Below are 14,642 nucleotides of genomic sequence, written 5' to 3' on the forward strand. Positions count from 1 at the left end.
CGGGCCTACAACTGTTGCGATTTCCAATAACCCGGGCAAGCGCCAGCGCTTCCCGGGCACCGAATTACGCCTGACGCAGATTCTGCGCTGCTTTGACCATGTTCGCCAGCGCCGCCCGCGTTTCCGGCCAGCCGCGCGTTTTCAGGCCGCAATCCGGGTTCACCCACAGACGCTCAGCCGGAATACGCTGCTCGGCTTTCTTCAGCAGGGCTTCAATCCACTCCACGCTCGGGACGTTCGGCGAGTGAATATCGTATACGCCCGGCCCGATTTCGTTCGGATAGTCGAACTCTTCAAACGATTCCAGCAGTTCCATATCAGAGCGTGACGTCTCAATGGTGATCACGTCCGCGTCCAGCGCCGCAATGGAGTCCATGATGTCATTGAACTCGCAATAACACATGTGGGTGTGGATCTGGGTTTCATCCTTCGCCACCGCCGCGTTAATGCGGAAGGCTTCCACGCCCCACTCCAGATACGCTGCCCAGTCGCTGCGGCGCAGCGGCAGACCTTCGCGCAGCGCCGGTTCATCAATCTGGATGATGCCAATACCCGCCGCTTCCAAATCCGCTACCTCGTCACGCAGCGCCAGCGCAATCTGCTTAGCGATGGTTTCACGCGTCACGTCTTCACGCGGGAATGACCAGCAGAGAATGGTCACCGGACCCGTCAGCATGCCTTTTACCGGTTTGTCGGTCAGCGACTGGGCATACTTCGCCCACTCAACGGTGATCGCTTCCGGGCGGCTGACATCGCCAATCACCACCGGCGGCTTCACGCAGCGAGAGCCGTAGCTCTGCACCCAACCGTTTTGGGTAAAGACGAAACCGTCCAGGTGTTCGCCAAAGTACTCGACCATGTCGTTACGCTCGGCTTCACCGTGCACTAGCACATCGAGCCCCAGACGTTCCTGTTCAACGATCGCTTGTTTGATATGTTCTGCGATACCGGTGCGGTAGTTACCGGCATCCAGGTTGCCCTTTTTGAAGTCCAGACGCAGACCACGAATTTCGGTGGTTTGCGGGAATGAGCCGATAGTCGTGGTCGGCCATGCCGGCAGATTAAAACGGGCACGCTGTGCCTCGGCACGAACTGGATAAGCGTTGGCGCGCTGGCTGTCCTGGGCGGTGATCGCCGCCAGACGTTTTTCCACTGTGGCGTTATGTACGCGGGTAGAGTGACGACGCGCCTGGATCGGTGCGCTCCATTCCACAATTGCCGCCGTATCGCCGCTGTTCAACGCATCGCGCAGCAGCGCCAGCTCGCCACATTTTTGCAGCGCGAAGGCAAACCAGCTCTTCACTTCTGCATCAAGGCGGGTTTCCACGCTGAGATCGATTGGGCTGTGCAGCAGAGAGCAGGAGGAAGCCACCCACAGGTCACGTTTCCCGACGATATCTTTAATTTGCGCATATTTTTCGCTGAGATCGGCACGCCAGACGTTGCGACCGTTCACCAGACCCGCTGACAGCAGCCAGTCGGCAGGCAGACGTTTATGCAGCTCGGCGACATCATCTTTGCCGTGCACGAAGTCAACGTGCAGCCCCTGCACCGGCAGCGCAGTAATGGTATTCAGGTTTGGCGTTACGCCTTCGAAGTAGGTGGTCAGTAGCAGCTTCACCTGGCCTTGCAGGGCGTCATAAGCCGGTTTAAAAGCATCCAGCCACGCTTGCGGCAGCTCCAGTACCAGAGCAGGTTCATCAATCTGCACCCACTCAATACCGCGTTTCGCCAACTCAGCCAGCACCTGCTGGTAAACCGGCAGAATATCGTTCAACAGGCTCAGGCGGTCAAACTGTTCGCCCTTCACTTTCCCCAGCCACAGATAAGTTACCGGTCCCAACAGCACAGGCTTCACCTTGTGACCGAGCGCCAGCGCTTCGTCCACTTCATCCAGCAGTTGGGTCCAGGTCAGTTTGAACTGCTGACCTTTGGTGAACTCCGGCACCATGTAGTGATAGTTGGTGTTAAACCATTTGGTCATTTCTGCCGCCGCCGCGGGTTCACCCGTTGGTGCGCGGCCACGGCCAATGCGGAATAAGGTGTCGATATCGACAGAGCCATCTTTATTTTGATGACGAGCCGGAACGTTGCCGAGCAACAGACTGGTGGTCAGGACGTGATCGTACCAGGCAAAATCGCCCACCGGCAGCAGGTCAACCCCCGCCTGCTTCTGCTGATCCCAGTGGCGGGCACGCAGCTCGCGGCCAACTGTCAGCAAATCTTCACGGGAGGAATTTCCCGCCCAGTAGCTTTCTTGCGCTTTCTTCAACTCGCGACGCAGGCCAACGCGAGGGAAACCGAGGGTGTGATTCAATATTGTCATTTTTCTTCCTCTAATTATATGTAAATCCTATGGATTTTGAATTTAGGGAAGGCGGCAAGTTTACTCATCCCCAGGAGCTTACTGAAGTAAGTGACTGGGGTGGGGAAACGAAGCCAACGCACCATAAATTTAAAAGACGAAGGATTTTAGCCGTCCAGATGTTTACACATCCATAATTGGCGGTTACTGTATATTCCTCAAGCGCAATTTGTTCATGCCGAAGTGAAGGACTTTCATGATCGAGATTAAACACCTGAAAACGCTACAGGCGTTGCGGAATAGTGGTTCTCTGGCAGCCGCAGCGGCAACGTTGCATCAGACCCAATCCGCCCTTTCTCACCAGTTCAGCGATCTGGAGCAGCGCCTTGGCTTTCGACTTTTTATCCGTAAAAGCCAGCCTCTGCGCTTTACGCCGCAGGGGGAAATCCTGCTGCAGTTAGCTAATCAGGTGTTGCCGCAAATTGGTCGTGCGCTGCAGGCTTGCAACGAACCACAGCAAACCCGGCTGCGAATCGCGATTGAATGCCACAGCTGTATCCAGTGGCTGACGCCCGCGCTGGAGAATTTTCGTGCCAACTGGCCGCAGGTGGAGATGGACTTTAAATCCGGCGTGACGTTCGATCCGCAACCGGCGCTACAGCAGGACGAGCTGGATCTGGTGTTAACCTCCGACATCCTGCCGCGCAGCGGATTGCACTACTCGCCGATGTTCGATTTTGAAGTCCGTCTGATATTGGCGCCGGACCATCCGCTGGCCAACAAAACGCAAATTACGCCGGAGGATTTAGCCAGCGAGACGCTGCTTATTTACCCGGTGCAACGGAGTCGACTGGATGTCTGGCGACACTTCCTGCAGCCTGCGGGCGTGAGTCCTTCGCTAAAGAGCGTGGATAACACCCTGCTGCTGATTCAGATGGTTGCAGCCAGAATGGGTATTGCGGCTTTACCACACTGGGTGGTGGAGAGTTTTGAACGCCAGGGTCTGGTGGTGACTAAAACTCTGGGCGATGGATTGTGGAGCCGACTGTACGCCGCCGTACGTGATGGCGAGCAGCGACAGCCGGTCACAGAAGCGTTTATTCGCTCAGCGCGGAATCACGCCTGCGATCACCTGCCGTTTGTACGGAGTGCGGAACGACCCACTTTCGATGTACCCACAGTGAGGCCACTATCACAGCCGCCCCAATGATGAAGCTTGGCCAGTGAGGCTGTTGATGCCAGATAGCCAGATTAACCAACAGCCCGGCCGGCACATGCATATTGTTCATGATACCCAGCGTACCCGCATCCACCTGGGTCGCGCCATAGTTCCACATAAAGTAACCAATGCCGGACGCCGCCACGCCAAGAAATACCAGAATTCCCCACTGTAGCGTAGTTGCAGGCATTTTCTGCGCATTACCCAGCATGAACCAGGCAACTACTGCCACCATAAAGGCACCCATATAAAACCAGGCAAAGGCGTTGTGCTGCGGCATTGGCCGCGTTTCCATCAGACGTTTATAGCCCACCATACCAATGGCAAAGCTGATATTGGACAACTGCACCAGCAGCAGGCCGGTCCAGAAGTGACTGGTCACCTGATCGTAACGAATGATCCCTGCGCCAATCACCGCCAGCAACGCACTGAAGGCATAGCTCCAGCGCAGACGACGTCCACTCATCAGATCGTAAATCAGCGTAATGTAGAGCGGCGTCAGCACGGTAAAGAGCAGCAGTTCTGAAACCGTCAGGTACAGATAGGCGTGAAAACTCAGCATATACATGATACCAAGCTGCATGGCCCCCACCAGCATATACAACGCGATCGTTTTTACGCTGTGCCCACGGGTACGTAGAAACGGCAGGAACACCAGCGCCGCCAGCCCAACACGCACCAGCACCGCAAAATAGCTATCGACATGACCGGCAAGGTACTCGCCAAACAGGCTAAAGGAAAAGGCCCACAGAATTGTGGTAATGATGAGTAACGCCACAATGGATGTCTCTTAACAGAAGGTACACCCATTGTAGCGAAGTTTTTAGTTGACGACTGGTCAACTAACGAACAAAAAAGTTATTGCAAAAACAGCTCACGCAGATAGTGCGGGACGGCATCGTCGGCATTAAGACCAATGACTTCCAGTTCCGGGTGCAGATCCTTCAGGCGCTGGTGGGCGTTGCCCATGATGCAGCCTTTACCTGCCATGGAGAGCATTTCCGCGTCGTTCATCCCATCGCCAAAAGCGATGCAGTCTTTCAGGCTGTAGCCCATCGCTTTCGCTACCGCTTCCAGCGCATGACCTTTCGATACGCCGCCAGCCATGACTTCCAGACAGGTAAGCGTAGAAAAGCTGACGTTGACACGATCGCCCCAGCGGGCGTTAATCGCCTGCTCCAGCGGCAGCAGCCTTTCGTGAGAATCGGTGGTGAAGAACACTTTGCTGACGCCTTCAGGCTCCAGTAACGCAGGTTCAAACAGGGAATAGTTAAACACCGCTTCTTTAAAAAAGCGCATTTCGTCCGGCCGGTGGCGGTTCATAAACCACTCATCATCGCGATAAACGTTGGTCACGATGTCCGGATTTGCATTCACTACGCCAAACAGGTCGCTGGCAATGTCGCGATCCAGATTATGCGAAAACACCAGATTCCCGTCAGAATCATGCACGCGCGCGCCGTTAGACGTGATCATGTAGGTTTTAATGCCGAGGTTATCGCGAATTTGCCCCACATCAACATGATGACGGCCTGTCGCAAACACGAAGTTAACGCCGCGAGCGGTCAATAACTTCAGCGTCTCTTTGGCATAAGGGGACAAAGTATGGTCGGGAGAAAGCAGCGTACCGTCTAAATCAGACGCAACAACCTGATACATAAGAAAATTCAACCTCTAGGCAAAGCGGGTTCCGCTGGATGAGTTATGCTTGTCGAAAAATTCGACAATAGCGTTAAGCGCGACTGAGCGCATTGCGTCCTTTTCAAAAAGGATCTCATGGTACGCGCCTTTGATGACAAGCGGCTGACCCCCTTCTACAGGATGGCCTGCTGCGGCGCGGAGTTCACAAAAACGATCGTGCATGCGGTTATCTACCACCCGCTCTTCTTCAGCCTGAATCAGCAGCGTCGGCGTCGCGTCGTCTCCTGCTCCGGCCAGAACCTGTTCGCCTGCCAGAATACCTTCACGAACCCAGTGGTATGTGGGGCCGCCAACGCGCAGTCGCGGCTCATCCGCATAGAAGCGGAGATTGCGCCGATAGCGCTGTCGACTATGCGTTAACGCATTCATACCGAATGGCAGCGCCCGCCAGCGCCCGGTTCCCATCGCATAGCCTTCTCGGATCCGCGGATGCCCTTCAGCCCAGTCCAGAATATGGCGCACCATCCAGTCGGGAAAGCGCATCACAATACCAAACATCGGCGCACAAAGCGCGATAGCATCACACTGATTCGGGTGGCGCTGCAGGAACAATGTGGCAATCGCACCGCCCATAGAATGCGCCAGTATATAGCGTTTTCTCCACGGACCGGGTAGCACTTCCTGCTGCCAGAAGGCGGTTAAATCATCGACATAGTCATTAAAGTTATCGACATGACCACGATGCGGATCCGAAAGCATACGCCCGGAACGGCCCTGCCCACGGTGATCGATAATGAGGACGTCAAAACCAGAGTGAAACAGGTCATACGCCAGTTCAGCGTATTTCACGTAGCTTTCAATGCGTCCAGGACAGACGACGATGACGCGATCGTTTTTTTCTGCATGAAAACGAACAAAATGTACGGGGATATTATCCACGCCCGTAAATTCCGCTTCTTCCCGCTGACGCCAGAAATCTGTCAGTGGCCCCATGGAAAAAGCAGCAAACGCGTTTTCTCTTGTTTCCCAGTCTTTTTGCTGCTGAAACATCGGGTATCCAGCCTCGCTGACCAAGTAAAATCGTTTTTTTCGCCGTCGCTGACACAACCTAACGGCAGTAGAGTATTGTGGCATAAAAATAGACAATCCGGGAGTTTCTCATGACCTTTGAATGGTGGTTCGCCTACCTGCTGACCTCTATTATTTTGAGCTTGTCTCCAGGCTCTGGCGCAATCAACACCATGACCACCGCCATCAGTCACGGCTATCGCGGTGCAAGCGCGTCGATTGCGGGTTTACAGACCGGGTTGGGCATTCATATCGTTCTGGTTGGCGTAGGACTGGGAACGCTATTCTCACGTTCGGTGATCGCATTTGAGGTGCTGAAGTGGGCGGGAGCGGCCTATCTGATTTGGCTGGGAATCCAGCAGTGGCGCGCGGCGGGCGCTATCGATCTGAATACCATGGCGAATACGCAATCGCGCAGCCGCCTGTTCAAACGTGCGGTCTTTGTTAATTTGACCAACCCCAAAAGCATTGTTTTTCTTGCCGCTCTGTTCCCGCAGTTTATCCTGCCGCAGGAACCGCAGCTGATGCAGTACGTGGTGCTTGGCGTTACGACCATCGTGGTCGATATCATTGTGATGATCGGTTACGCGACGCTGGCCACGCGCATTGCAGGCTGGATTAAAGGACCAAAGCAAATGAAGGCGCTCAACAAAGTGTTTGGCTCGCTATTTATGCTGATAGGCGCTCTGCTGGCATCGGCAAGGCATGCCTAGCAAATGGAACGGCGCTCGCAATGAAATGCTAACTGTAAGAGCGTCTGAACATGACAGTTCGTACTTCGCCGCAAAGGGAGAAAAGTCTTTCATTCTGCACTGTTAGACGTTGATTGCTAATGCCAGAATGCTGCCACATTCACCACTCACGGATGATGGACGATGGCGGAAGCAACGACACCACATGATTCAGTATTTAAGACCTTCCTCTCCCGCGTGGAAACCGCGCGGGACTTTATTGAACTTCATCTTCCACCCTCGTTAATCAAAATCTGCAAGCTGGAAACGCTCCGCCTGGAATCAGGCAGCTTTGTGGAGGACGATCTGCGCCCCTATTTCAGCGATATTCTCTACTCACTGGAAACCACCAGCGGGCATGGCTATGTACATGTGCTCATTGAGCATCAAAGCTCACCGGACAAACATATGTCATTTCGCCTGATGCGCTACGCCATCGCCGCGATGCAACGTCATCTTGAGGCGGGAAACGACACATTACCGCTGGTTATTCCTGTGCTCTTTTACCATGGCAAGCAAAGCCCCTGGCAAGGTTCGATGAACTGGCTGGATCACTTTGAGGATTCGGGTACCGCTCTTCAACTTTACAGCGCACCGTTCCCGTTGGTGGATGTGACGGTTATTCCAGATGATGAGATCATGCAGCATCGCAGTATGGCAGCGCTGACATTAGTACAAAAACACATTCGCCAGCGCGACATGGCGCAGCTGCTGGATAAACTTACCCGTCTGTTTATGCTGGAGAAGATGAGCGGACAACAATTAACCGTGCTGGTAAACTACATGGTGCAAGCAGGGAATACACAAGATGTTCAAACATTATTGTATAAGCTGGCACAGCGTGTGCCGCAGCATGGAGACAAACTGATGACAATGGCGGATCAACTAAAACAGATAGGCCGTGAAGAAGGGAGGCGCCTTGCCCTTACTGATGTAGCAAAAGCAATGCTCAAACGGGGTCTTGATACCGACGCAATTATGGAAATGACCGGCCTTTCGAAGGATGAGCTACAGAAACTTGCGCAATAAACCGCATTCCGCCTGGGACGCCCAGGCGGGTAACAAATTTAGCGCGAAATAATCAGATGGATACCGAAGCCTGCGAACAGCGCGCCGGCAAAGCCATCAATCCACTTCGCCAGACGCTGATAGCCGCGACGCATCTTCGGGAGTGCAAACAGGCTGGCGACCACGGTGAACCACGCCAGCGTTTCCACGATGATCAGCGCGAAAATGCCCCATCGCGCGCCTGTTCCTACGCTATCGCCAACAAACAATGAGAACACGGAGCCAAAATAGATAATGGCTTTAGGATTCGCCAGATTGGTCAGCAGACCTTTCAAAAAGCTGCGTCCGCTCTGTGCCAGCTCAACCTGTGGGGTAGGGGCCGCTACGTCCTGTTTTTTTAACGCGCCGCGCAGCATCTGGTAACCCATCCAGCACAGATACAGACCGCCGCCCACCATGATAATGGTATGCAACCAGGCCATTTTTTCGATAATCAGATGCAGGCCGAGCAGCGCCACGCCAGCCCAGACCATGACGCCACAGGTAATACCCAGCACGCCCATCATGGCTTCTTTGCGCGAACGGCTAACGGCCGTTTGAGAAACAAAGAAAAAATCGGGACCGGGACTCATCAGCGCAACGATATGCACCAACGCAACGGTGAAAAATAGCGTTAACATAAAAATGACTCGCGGGGGAATAGTTCAGTGAGTCACCATCCTGGCACTTTTTTGCCTCGCTGACTACTCTTCGTCGTCACCATCAACGTGCGCGCGAATAAGTGCCATAAACTCTTTGCCAAAACGCTCAAGTTTACGCATTCCCACGCCGTTGACGCTCAGCATTTCGCTCGGCGAAACCGGCATCTGCTCGGCCATTTCAATCAACGTGGCGTCGTTAAAGACGACATACGGCGGGATATTCTCTTCATCGGCAATGGCTTTACGCAGCTTACGCAATTTGGCGAACAGTTTGCGGTCATAGTTGCCACCGAAGGATTTCTGCATCGCACGCGGTTTCAGCGCCACAATACGCGGTACCGCAAGCTGTAGCGCAACGTCACCACGCAGCACAGGACGCGCGGCTTCAGTTAGCTGTAACGCGGAGTGATGGGCAATATTCTGCGTCACCAGACCAAGATGAATAAGCTGGCGAATAACGCTAACCCAATGTTCATGGCTTAGCTCACGGCCAATGCCATAGACCGGCAGCTTGTCATGGGCCAGTTCGCGAATACGCTGGTTATTCGCTCCGCGCAGAACCTCCACGACGTAACCCATACCAAAGCGTTGATTCACACGGTAGATAGTCGACAGCGCTTTGCGCGCATCCATAAGTCCGTCGTACTGTTTTGGCGGATCGAGGCAGATGTCGCAGTTACCACAGGGCTCCTGCCGCCCTTCGCCAAAATAGTTCAGCAGCACCAGACGACGACAGGTTTGCGCCTCGGCAAATGCCCCCATCGCATTGAGCTTGTGCCGTTCGATATCCAGCAGCTGTCCTGTGGGTTTTTCTTCAAGGCAACGGCGCAGCCATGCCATATCCGCCGGATCGTAAAACAGCATCGCTTCCGCCGGCAGGCCGTCACGTCCGGCACGGCCTGTTTCCTGGTAATAGGATTCGATATTGCGCGGAATATCGAAATGCACCACGAAGCGTACGTTAGGTTTGTTGATTCCCATACCGAACGCCACGGTCGCTACCACGATTTGCAGGTCATCGCGCTGGAATTTCTCCTGCACTTCAGCGCGTACGGCGTTTTCCAGCCCGGCATGATAAGCCCCGGCGCTGATACCCCGGCTTTGCAAACGCGCGGCGGTATCTTCAACTTTGGCGCGGCTGTTGCAGTAGATAATTCCAGACTTACCGCGCTGCTCTTGCACGTAGCGCATCAGCTGATCGAGCGGCTTAAATTTCTCCATCAGCATGTAGCGAATATTCGGGCGGTCAAAGCTGCTGATCTGAATTAACGGATCGTTGAGCCCCAGCAGACGCACAATATCCAGCCGGGTGGTTTCATCCGCCGTTGCGGTCAGCGCCACAAACGGCAGGCTCGGGAAACGCTGGCGCAACTGTCCCAGCGCGGCGTATTCCGGGCGGAAATCATGCCCCCACTGCGAGATACAGTGCGCTTCATCAACGGCCAGCAATACCGGATTCCAGTGCGCCAGATTTTCAAGGAAGTTATCCAGCATCAGACGTTCTGGCGCAATGTACAACAAGCGAATCTGCCCGCTGCGACAACCTGCCATGACCTCAAGCTGCTGCTCACGACTTTGGGTGGAGTTCAGACACGCAGCCGCCACGCCGTTGGCCAGCAGTTGATCGACCTGATCTTTCATCAGGGAAATCAGCGGAGAAACAACAACGGTGAGCCCGTTAAGCAATAATGCGGGAATTTGATAGCACAGGGATTTACCGCCACCGGTCGGCATAACGACCAGGCAGTCGCGACCAGAGATCACGGTATCAATGATTTCTTCCTGACCGGGGCGAAACTGTTGGTAGCCAAAGGTTTCCTGCAAAACCTGTTTAGCGCCCATTTCCAGATTCAACACTTCCGCCTGCGCCACATTAACCCCATTAGCCTGAAATAAAAACAGGCGCTATTTTCAGCGCCTGAGAGAGAAACTGCAATGATTAAAATACTCTCAATATCTGTCAGAAGATATCGTTGAGCATCACACCCACGCCAACACGAGTCTGATTGAAGTTGTAGTCAATCAGCGATTCGCCGTAACCGCTGTACACCTGGGTGTAAAGACGCACATGTTTCGTAATAGGATAGCTGGCACCAAGCTCTGCGCCGCCATAGCCGGTATTCCAGTTGTACTGACCTTTCACACTGATGACCGCGTCACCCAGGTGATAGCCCATTTTCAACTGATAGTAGCCCATATATTTGGTGATATCAGGGTTATCGTCGGTGCTTCCAATAACGTACCACGGCTTAACTTCCACCAGCCAGTTACCATTTTCAGCCATCAGTCGGGTGTAAAGACGGTTCCAGCTACGCGAAGTAGGATCGGAACGGCCGTTGGAGTCATGGTTATAACCCATTTCGATATCACGGAGCGTCCAACCGGCAAAGCGATAGTCGGTGGCAAAACCAAGGAACAATTGCGGTTCATAGTTGGTCTCGCGAAACGGTGAGGACTCTTCACTGTTCGAAAGCTGCCACCATGACTTTTGGGTATAAGAGCCGCCGAGTACCGAATTCGGCCCTAATATCCCACGCCAGAGCGGAAACGCCAGGCTTAGCTGAAACTTAACCTCATCTTTGCGCGCATTTTCGGACCAGCTATAGCTGCTGATCGCCTCTTTGTTCATGTCGCTGGTATTGGTGTAGATGAGATAGTTGGTGTCATAAGGGTAAAGCGTGAAAGGGTTGTCATGTTCCTGCAGCATGTTAGCGATAATACTGCCGCGAACCGCCGGTGCATCATGAATCTCTTTCACTGTCGCTTCCTGCGCATAAGCGGTCAACGGCAGCATGACTGCTGGTAGTAACCATCCCAGAATCGCCCGCATCGGTAATGTTCTCCTGAACCAAAATATTGATGAATTGTATAATTATCTGGCAAGCATTCTATACCCTAAATAATTCAAATTGCAGGAAGGCGGCAAGTCTGTAAACCCCAGGAGCTTACTAAAGTAAGTGACTGGGGTGAGCAGACGCTGCCAACGCACATGCAACTTGAAGTATGACGGGTATACATACTTAGCGATTTCCTCGTTAGTCATCCGGTCTTAAAGTAGAAAACAACAAATAATAAGCATAATATCAACATTTCATTAACCATTGAGGTGTAGGGATCGTATGTCTGCCGTACTTACTGCTGAGGAAGCGCTGAAGTTAGTGGGTGAAATGTTTGTCTATCATATGCCGTTTAATCGGGCGCTGGGACTGGAGCTTGAACGCTATGAGAAAGAATTTGCTCAATTAGCCTTTAATAACCAACCGATGATGGTCGGCAACTGGGCGCAAAGCATTCTGCATGGCGGCGTGATCGCCTCGGCGCTGGACGTCGCTGCTGGGCTGGTGTGCGTTGGGAGTACGCTGACCCGCCATGAAACGATCAGCGAGGATGAGCTGCGTCAGCGGATGTCACGTATGGGAACAATCGATTTACGCGTTGATTACCTGCGTCCGGGAAGAGGGAATCGCTTTACCGCCACCAGTAGCCTGCTGCGGGCGGGTAATAAAGTCGCCGTTGCGCGCGTGGAATTGCATAACGAAGAACAACTTTATATTGCCAGCGCAACCGCCACTTATATGGTGGGGTAAGTGTCCAAAAAAAGGTAAACTGCTGTTACATTTCTGCAATGAGTTTTCCCGATGGATGCTAAACAAACGCGGCAGGGCGTGTTACTCGCTCTTGCTGCTTATTTTATTTGGGGTATCGCTCCTGCCTACTTCAAGCTGATTTACTATGTCCCAGCAGATGAGATCCTGACGCACCGCGTCATCTGGTCGTTTTTCTTTATGGTGGTACTGATGAGCATCAGTCGCCAGTGGTCGGGCGTCAAAACGCTACTACAAACGCCAAAGAAGATTTTCCTGCTGGCGCTCTCTGCCGTGCTCATCGGCGGAAACTGGCTGCTGTTCATTTGGGCGGTCAATAATCACCATATGCTGGAAGCCAGCCTGGGTTATTTTATCAACCCGCTGGTGAATATTGTGCTGGGAATGTTATTCCTCGGCGAGCGCTTTCGTCGCATGCAGTGGCTGGCGGTACTGTTAGCCGCCTGCGGCGTACTGGTACAGCTGTGGACCTTTGGATCGCTGCCAATAATCGCGCTGGGACTCGCGTTCAGCTTTGCCTTCTATGGCCTGGTGCGCAAGAAGATTGCCGTCGAAGCACAAACCGGCATGCTGATCGAAACCCTGTGGCTTTTACCCGTTGCGGCCATCTATCTGTTTGGCATTGCGGACAGCTCAACCAGCCATATGGGGCAAAACCCTATGTCGCTTAACCTGCTGCTGATTGCTGCGGGCGTCGTGACCACCATTCCGCTGCTGTGCTTTACCGGCGCGGCAACCCGTCTGCGTCTTTCAACGCTGGGTTTCTTCCAGTATATCGGACCTACGTTGATGTTCCTGCTGGCAGTCACCTTTTACGGTGAAGTTCCGGGAGCGGATAAAATGGTCACGTTTGCGTTTATCTGGGTAGCGCTGGCGATTTTCGTGATGGATGCGATTTATACGCAACGACGGGTTCGTCGAAGCTAGAAGATTGCCGGATGGCGCTTCGCTTATCCGGCCTACAAAAGCACATCTCCGTAGGTCGGATAAGTCACAGCCATTACAGCCAGTTCTTGCGCTTAAAGTATAGATACGGCGCCAGACCCGCGAGCATCATAAAGACAATCGCTCCTGGATAACCGAAGCTCCAGTGCAGTTCAGGCATGAATTCAAAGTTCATCCCGTAGCTGGAAGCCACCAGCGTCGGTGGCAGGAACACCACAGAGACCACCGAGAAGATCTTGATGATGCGGTTCTGCTCGATATTGATAAAGCCCATCGCCGCCTGCATCAGGAAGTTAACCTTCTGGAACAGCGATTCATTGTGCGGCAGCAGGGATTCGATATCGCGCAGGATCTCACGCGCCTGCTCCAGCTGACTGCCCGGCAAACGCGCTTTACGCACCAGGAAGTTTAGCGCGCGCTGGGTATCCATCAGACACAGACGAACCTTCCAGCCGATATCTTCCAGTTCCGCCAGCGTCGACAGCGCTTCGTCATATTCATCGCCCTGACGCCCTTCCATGATCACACGGCTGAGTTTTTCCAGGTCGCTGTAGATGTTTTCGATCTCATCCGCCAACTGTTCAATTTTGGTTTCGAACAGGTCAAGCAGCAGCTCGTAGGCGTTGCCATCCACCATAGCCTGATTACGCGCACGCATGCGGTACAGGCGGAAAGCCGGCAGTTCGCGCTCGCGCAGGGTAAACAGGCGGCCTTCGCGAATGGTAAATGCGACGGTTGAGTTACCCGCGTGATCGTCGGCATCTTCATAAAAGAAGAAGGAGTGAATGTGCAGACCGTCTTCGTCTTCAAAAAAACGTGCGGATGCTTCGATGTCTTCCAGTTCAGGGCGCGTAGCCAGATTCTGGCCCAAGTCCTTTTGCACACGGTTTCGTTCTTCGTCATCCGGCTCGACTAAATCGACCCAAACCGAACTGGCCAGGTGCTCGATCTCGTCTGCCTCAAGGCGAGTTAAACGATTGTTTTCCAGTTGAAATGCGCTCAGCATGACCGGGACTCCCAATGCAAAAAATTATCGGACAGTTCGGAGGGCACACAGAAACAAATTGGGTTTCAGACCATTAAACAGCCTGACTCAGCGCGACGGGAAAAAAACAGAAGGTCGCTGACAACCGCGAAGGCTATCAGCAAAAAGGGATAGCCTTAGGAGTTGATCCTGGATGACAGGATAATGAGCCAGTATCTACTGGGTGTGTCCAAGGCGAATGTCCTCTTAGCGTAATCGTGCGCGCATGTTACGCCAGCAAAATTTTGACGTCAACACGCAACGGATGGCGAAAAAGTAATAATTTCCCCTTATACAGAAAGGTTAGCAGAGGGGAATTATTTATCTATGATTTCAGAATATTAACCGACAGGTTGCCGGATGTCGGCTTGGCCTTATCCGGCAAAGCCGAACCG

Annotated in this window: 14 protein-coding genes; 5 read left to right on the plus strand and 9 right to left on the minus strand. The window is 53.3% G+C overall.

The annotated features are described in order from the left end of the window. Window positions 1-64: 64 nt before the first annotated feature. The gene (gene metE, locus OGV77_RS06390; protein ID WP_087050436.1) at window positions 65-2,326 is read right to left on the minus strand and encodes a 5-methyltetrahydropteroyltriglutamate--homocysteine S-methyltransferase; all 2,262 of its coding nucleotides are present in this window, start codon (window positions 2,324-2,326) and stop codon (window positions 65-67) included. 235 nt (window positions 2,327-2,561) lie between these two features. Here metE and metR point away from each other — a divergent pair, with 235 nt between their 5' ends. Beyond that, on the plus strand, window positions 2,562-3,515 hold the full coding sequence (gene metR, locus OGV77_RS06395) for an HTH-type transcriptional regulator MetR (protein WP_043018995.1): 954 nt from the start codon (window positions 2,562-2,564) through the stop codon (window positions 3,513-3,515). Here the strand turns inward: metR and OGV77_RS06400 are convergent. From OGV77_RS06400 to pldB, 3 genes are all read right to left on the minus strand, one after another. Then, window positions 3,403-4,302 carry a carboxylate/amino acid/amine transporter gene (locus OGV77_RS06400; RefSeq protein ID WP_016157852.1) on the minus strand — a complete coding sequence of 300 codons (900 nt, stop codon included), beginning with the start codon at window positions 4,300-4,302 and terminating at the stop codon, window positions 3,403-3,405. The two genes, metR and OGV77_RS06400, sit on opposite strands and share 113 nt — an antisense overlap. A gap of 80 nt (window positions 4,303-4,382) precedes the next feature. Then, window positions 4,383-5,183 carry a sugar/pyridoxal phosphate phosphatase YigL gene (gene yigL / locus OGV77_RS06405; protein WP_008787091.1) on the minus strand — a complete coding sequence of 267 codons (801 nt, stop codon included), beginning with the start codon at window positions 5,181-5,183 and terminating at the stop codon, window positions 4,383-4,385. Window positions 5,184-5,198: 15 nt separating this feature from the next. Further along, the gene (pldB, locus tag OGV77_RS06410) at window positions 5,199-6,215 is read right to left on the minus strand and encodes a lysophospholipase L2 (protein ID WP_043018994.1); all 1,017 of its coding nucleotides are present in this window, start codon (window positions 6,213-6,215) and stop codon (window positions 5,199-5,201) included. Window positions 6,216-6,325: 110 nt separating this feature from the next. Here pldB and rhtB point away from each other — a divergent pair, with 110 nt between their 5' ends. Then, entirely contained in the window at window positions 6,326-6,946 is a 621-nt protein-coding gene (gene rhtB, locus OGV77_RS06415; RefSeq protein ID WP_003828938.1) for a homoserine/homoserine lactone efflux protein, read from the plus strand. 162 nt (window positions 6,947-7,108) lie between these two features. Next, complete coding sequence (locus OGV77_RS06420; RefSeq protein ID WP_087050437.1) at window positions 7,109-7,993, plus strand: Rpn family recombination-promoting nuclease/putative transposase; 885 nt, start codon at window positions 7,109-7,111, stop codon at window positions 7,991-7,993. Window positions 7,994-8,031: 38 nt separating this feature from the next. Here the strand turns inward: OGV77_RS06420 and rhtC are convergent, their stop codons facing one another. The 3 genes from rhtC to pldA form a co-directional block, all read right to left on the minus strand. Beyond that, window positions 8,032-8,652 carry a threonine export protein RhtC gene (gene rhtC, locus OGV77_RS06425; RefSeq protein ID WP_087050438.1) on the minus strand — a complete coding sequence of 207 codons (621 nt, stop codon included), beginning with the start codon at window positions 8,650-8,652 and terminating at the stop codon, window positions 8,032-8,034. A 63-nt stretch (window positions 8,653-8,715) separates the two neighbouring features. Then, window positions 8,716-10,545, minus strand: a complete 1,830-nt coding sequence (gene recQ / locus OGV77_RS06430; RefSeq protein WP_087050439.1) for an ATP-dependent DNA helicase RecQ — start codon at window positions 10,543-10,545, stop codon at window positions 8,716-8,718. An 88-nt stretch (window positions 10,546-10,633) separates the two neighbouring features. Beyond that, the gene (gene pldA / locus OGV77_RS06435; RefSeq protein WP_047407588.1) at window positions 10,634-11,503 is read right to left on the minus strand and encodes a phospholipase A; all 870 of its coding nucleotides are present in this window, start codon (window positions 11,501-11,503) and stop codon (window positions 10,634-10,636) included. 289 nt (window positions 11,504-11,792) lie between these two features. On the opposite strand from pldA, the gene yigI reads away from it, so the two are divergent. Continuing rightward, the gene (gene yigI, locus OGV77_RS06440) at window positions 11,793-12,260 is read left to right on the plus strand and encodes an acyl-CoA thioesterase YigI (RefSeq protein ID WP_003017917.1); all 468 of its coding nucleotides are present in this window, start codon (window positions 11,793-11,795) and stop codon (window positions 12,258-12,260) included. A gap of 51 nt (window positions 12,261-12,311) precedes the next feature. Beyond that, on the plus strand, window positions 12,312-13,205 hold the full coding sequence (gene rarD, locus OGV77_RS06445) for an EamA family transporter RarD (protein ID WP_043018990.1): 894 nt from the start codon (window positions 12,312-12,314) through the stop codon (window positions 13,203-13,205). 73 nt (window positions 13,206-13,278) lie between these two features. On the opposite strand, the gene corA is transcribed toward rarD, so the two are convergent. Both corA and ysgD read right to left on the minus strand, forming a co-directional pair. Continuing rightward, complete coding sequence (gene corA / locus OGV77_RS06450) at window positions 13,279-14,229, minus strand: magnesium/cobalt transporter CorA (RefSeq protein WP_003017920.1); 951 nt, start codon at window positions 14,227-14,229, stop codon at window positions 13,279-13,281. Between the two features lie 155 nt (window positions 14,230-14,384). After that, on the minus strand, window positions 14,385-14,441 hold the full coding sequence (ysgD, locus tag OGV77_RS06455; protein ID WP_212723238.1) for a YsgD/CorL family protein: 57 nt from the start codon (window positions 14,439-14,441) through the stop codon (window positions 14,385-14,387). Window positions 14,442-14,642: the final 201 nt, after the last annotated feature.

Origin of the sequence: Citrobacter sp. Ce129 (assembly GCF_030334545.1) — a bacterium.
Taxonomy (GTDB): Bacteria; Pseudomonadota; Gammaproteobacteria; order Enterobacterales; family Enterobacteriaceae; genus Citrobacter; species Citrobacter europaeus.

Coding starts and splice junctions, on each gene's coding strand:
- metE (WP_087050436.1), bottom strand. CDS start 2,326: ATGACAATATTGAATCACACCCTCGGTTTCCCTCGCGTTGGCCTGCGT.
- metR (WP_043018995.1), top strand. CDS start 2,562: ATGATCGAGATTAAACACCTGAAAACGCTACAGGCGTTGCGGAATAGT.
- yigL (WP_008787091.1), bottom strand. CDS start 5,183: ATGTATCAGGTTGTTGCGTCTGATTTAGACGGTACGCTGCTTTCTCCC.
- pldB (WP_043018994.1), bottom strand. CDS start 6,215: ATGTTTCAGCAGCAAAAAGACTGGGAAACAAGAGAAAACGCGTTTGCT.
- rhtB (WP_003828938.1), top strand. CDS start 6,326: ATGACCTTTGAATGGTGGTTCGCCTACCTGCTGACCTCTATTATTTTG.
- OGV77_RS06420 (WP_087050437.1), top strand. CDS start 7,109: ATGGCGGAAGCAACGACACCACATGATTCAGTATTTAAGACCTTCCTC.
- rhtC (WP_087050438.1), bottom strand. CDS start 8,652: ATGTTAACGCTATTTTTCACCGTTGCGTTGGTGCATATCGTTGCGCTG.
- pldA (WP_047407588.1), bottom strand. CDS start 11,503: ATGCGGGCGATTCTGGGATGGTTACTACCAGCAGTCATGCTGCCGTTG.
- yigI (WP_003017917.1), top strand. CDS start 11,793: ATGTCTGCCGTACTTACTGCTGAGGAAGCGCTGAAGTTAGTGGGTGAA.
- rarD (WP_043018990.1), top strand. CDS start 12,312: ATGGATGCTAAACAAACGCGGCAGGGCGTGTTACTCGCTCTTGCTGCT.
- corA (WP_003017920.1), bottom strand. CDS start 14,229: ATGCTGAGCGCATTTCAACTGGAAAACAATCGTTTAACTCGCCTTGAG.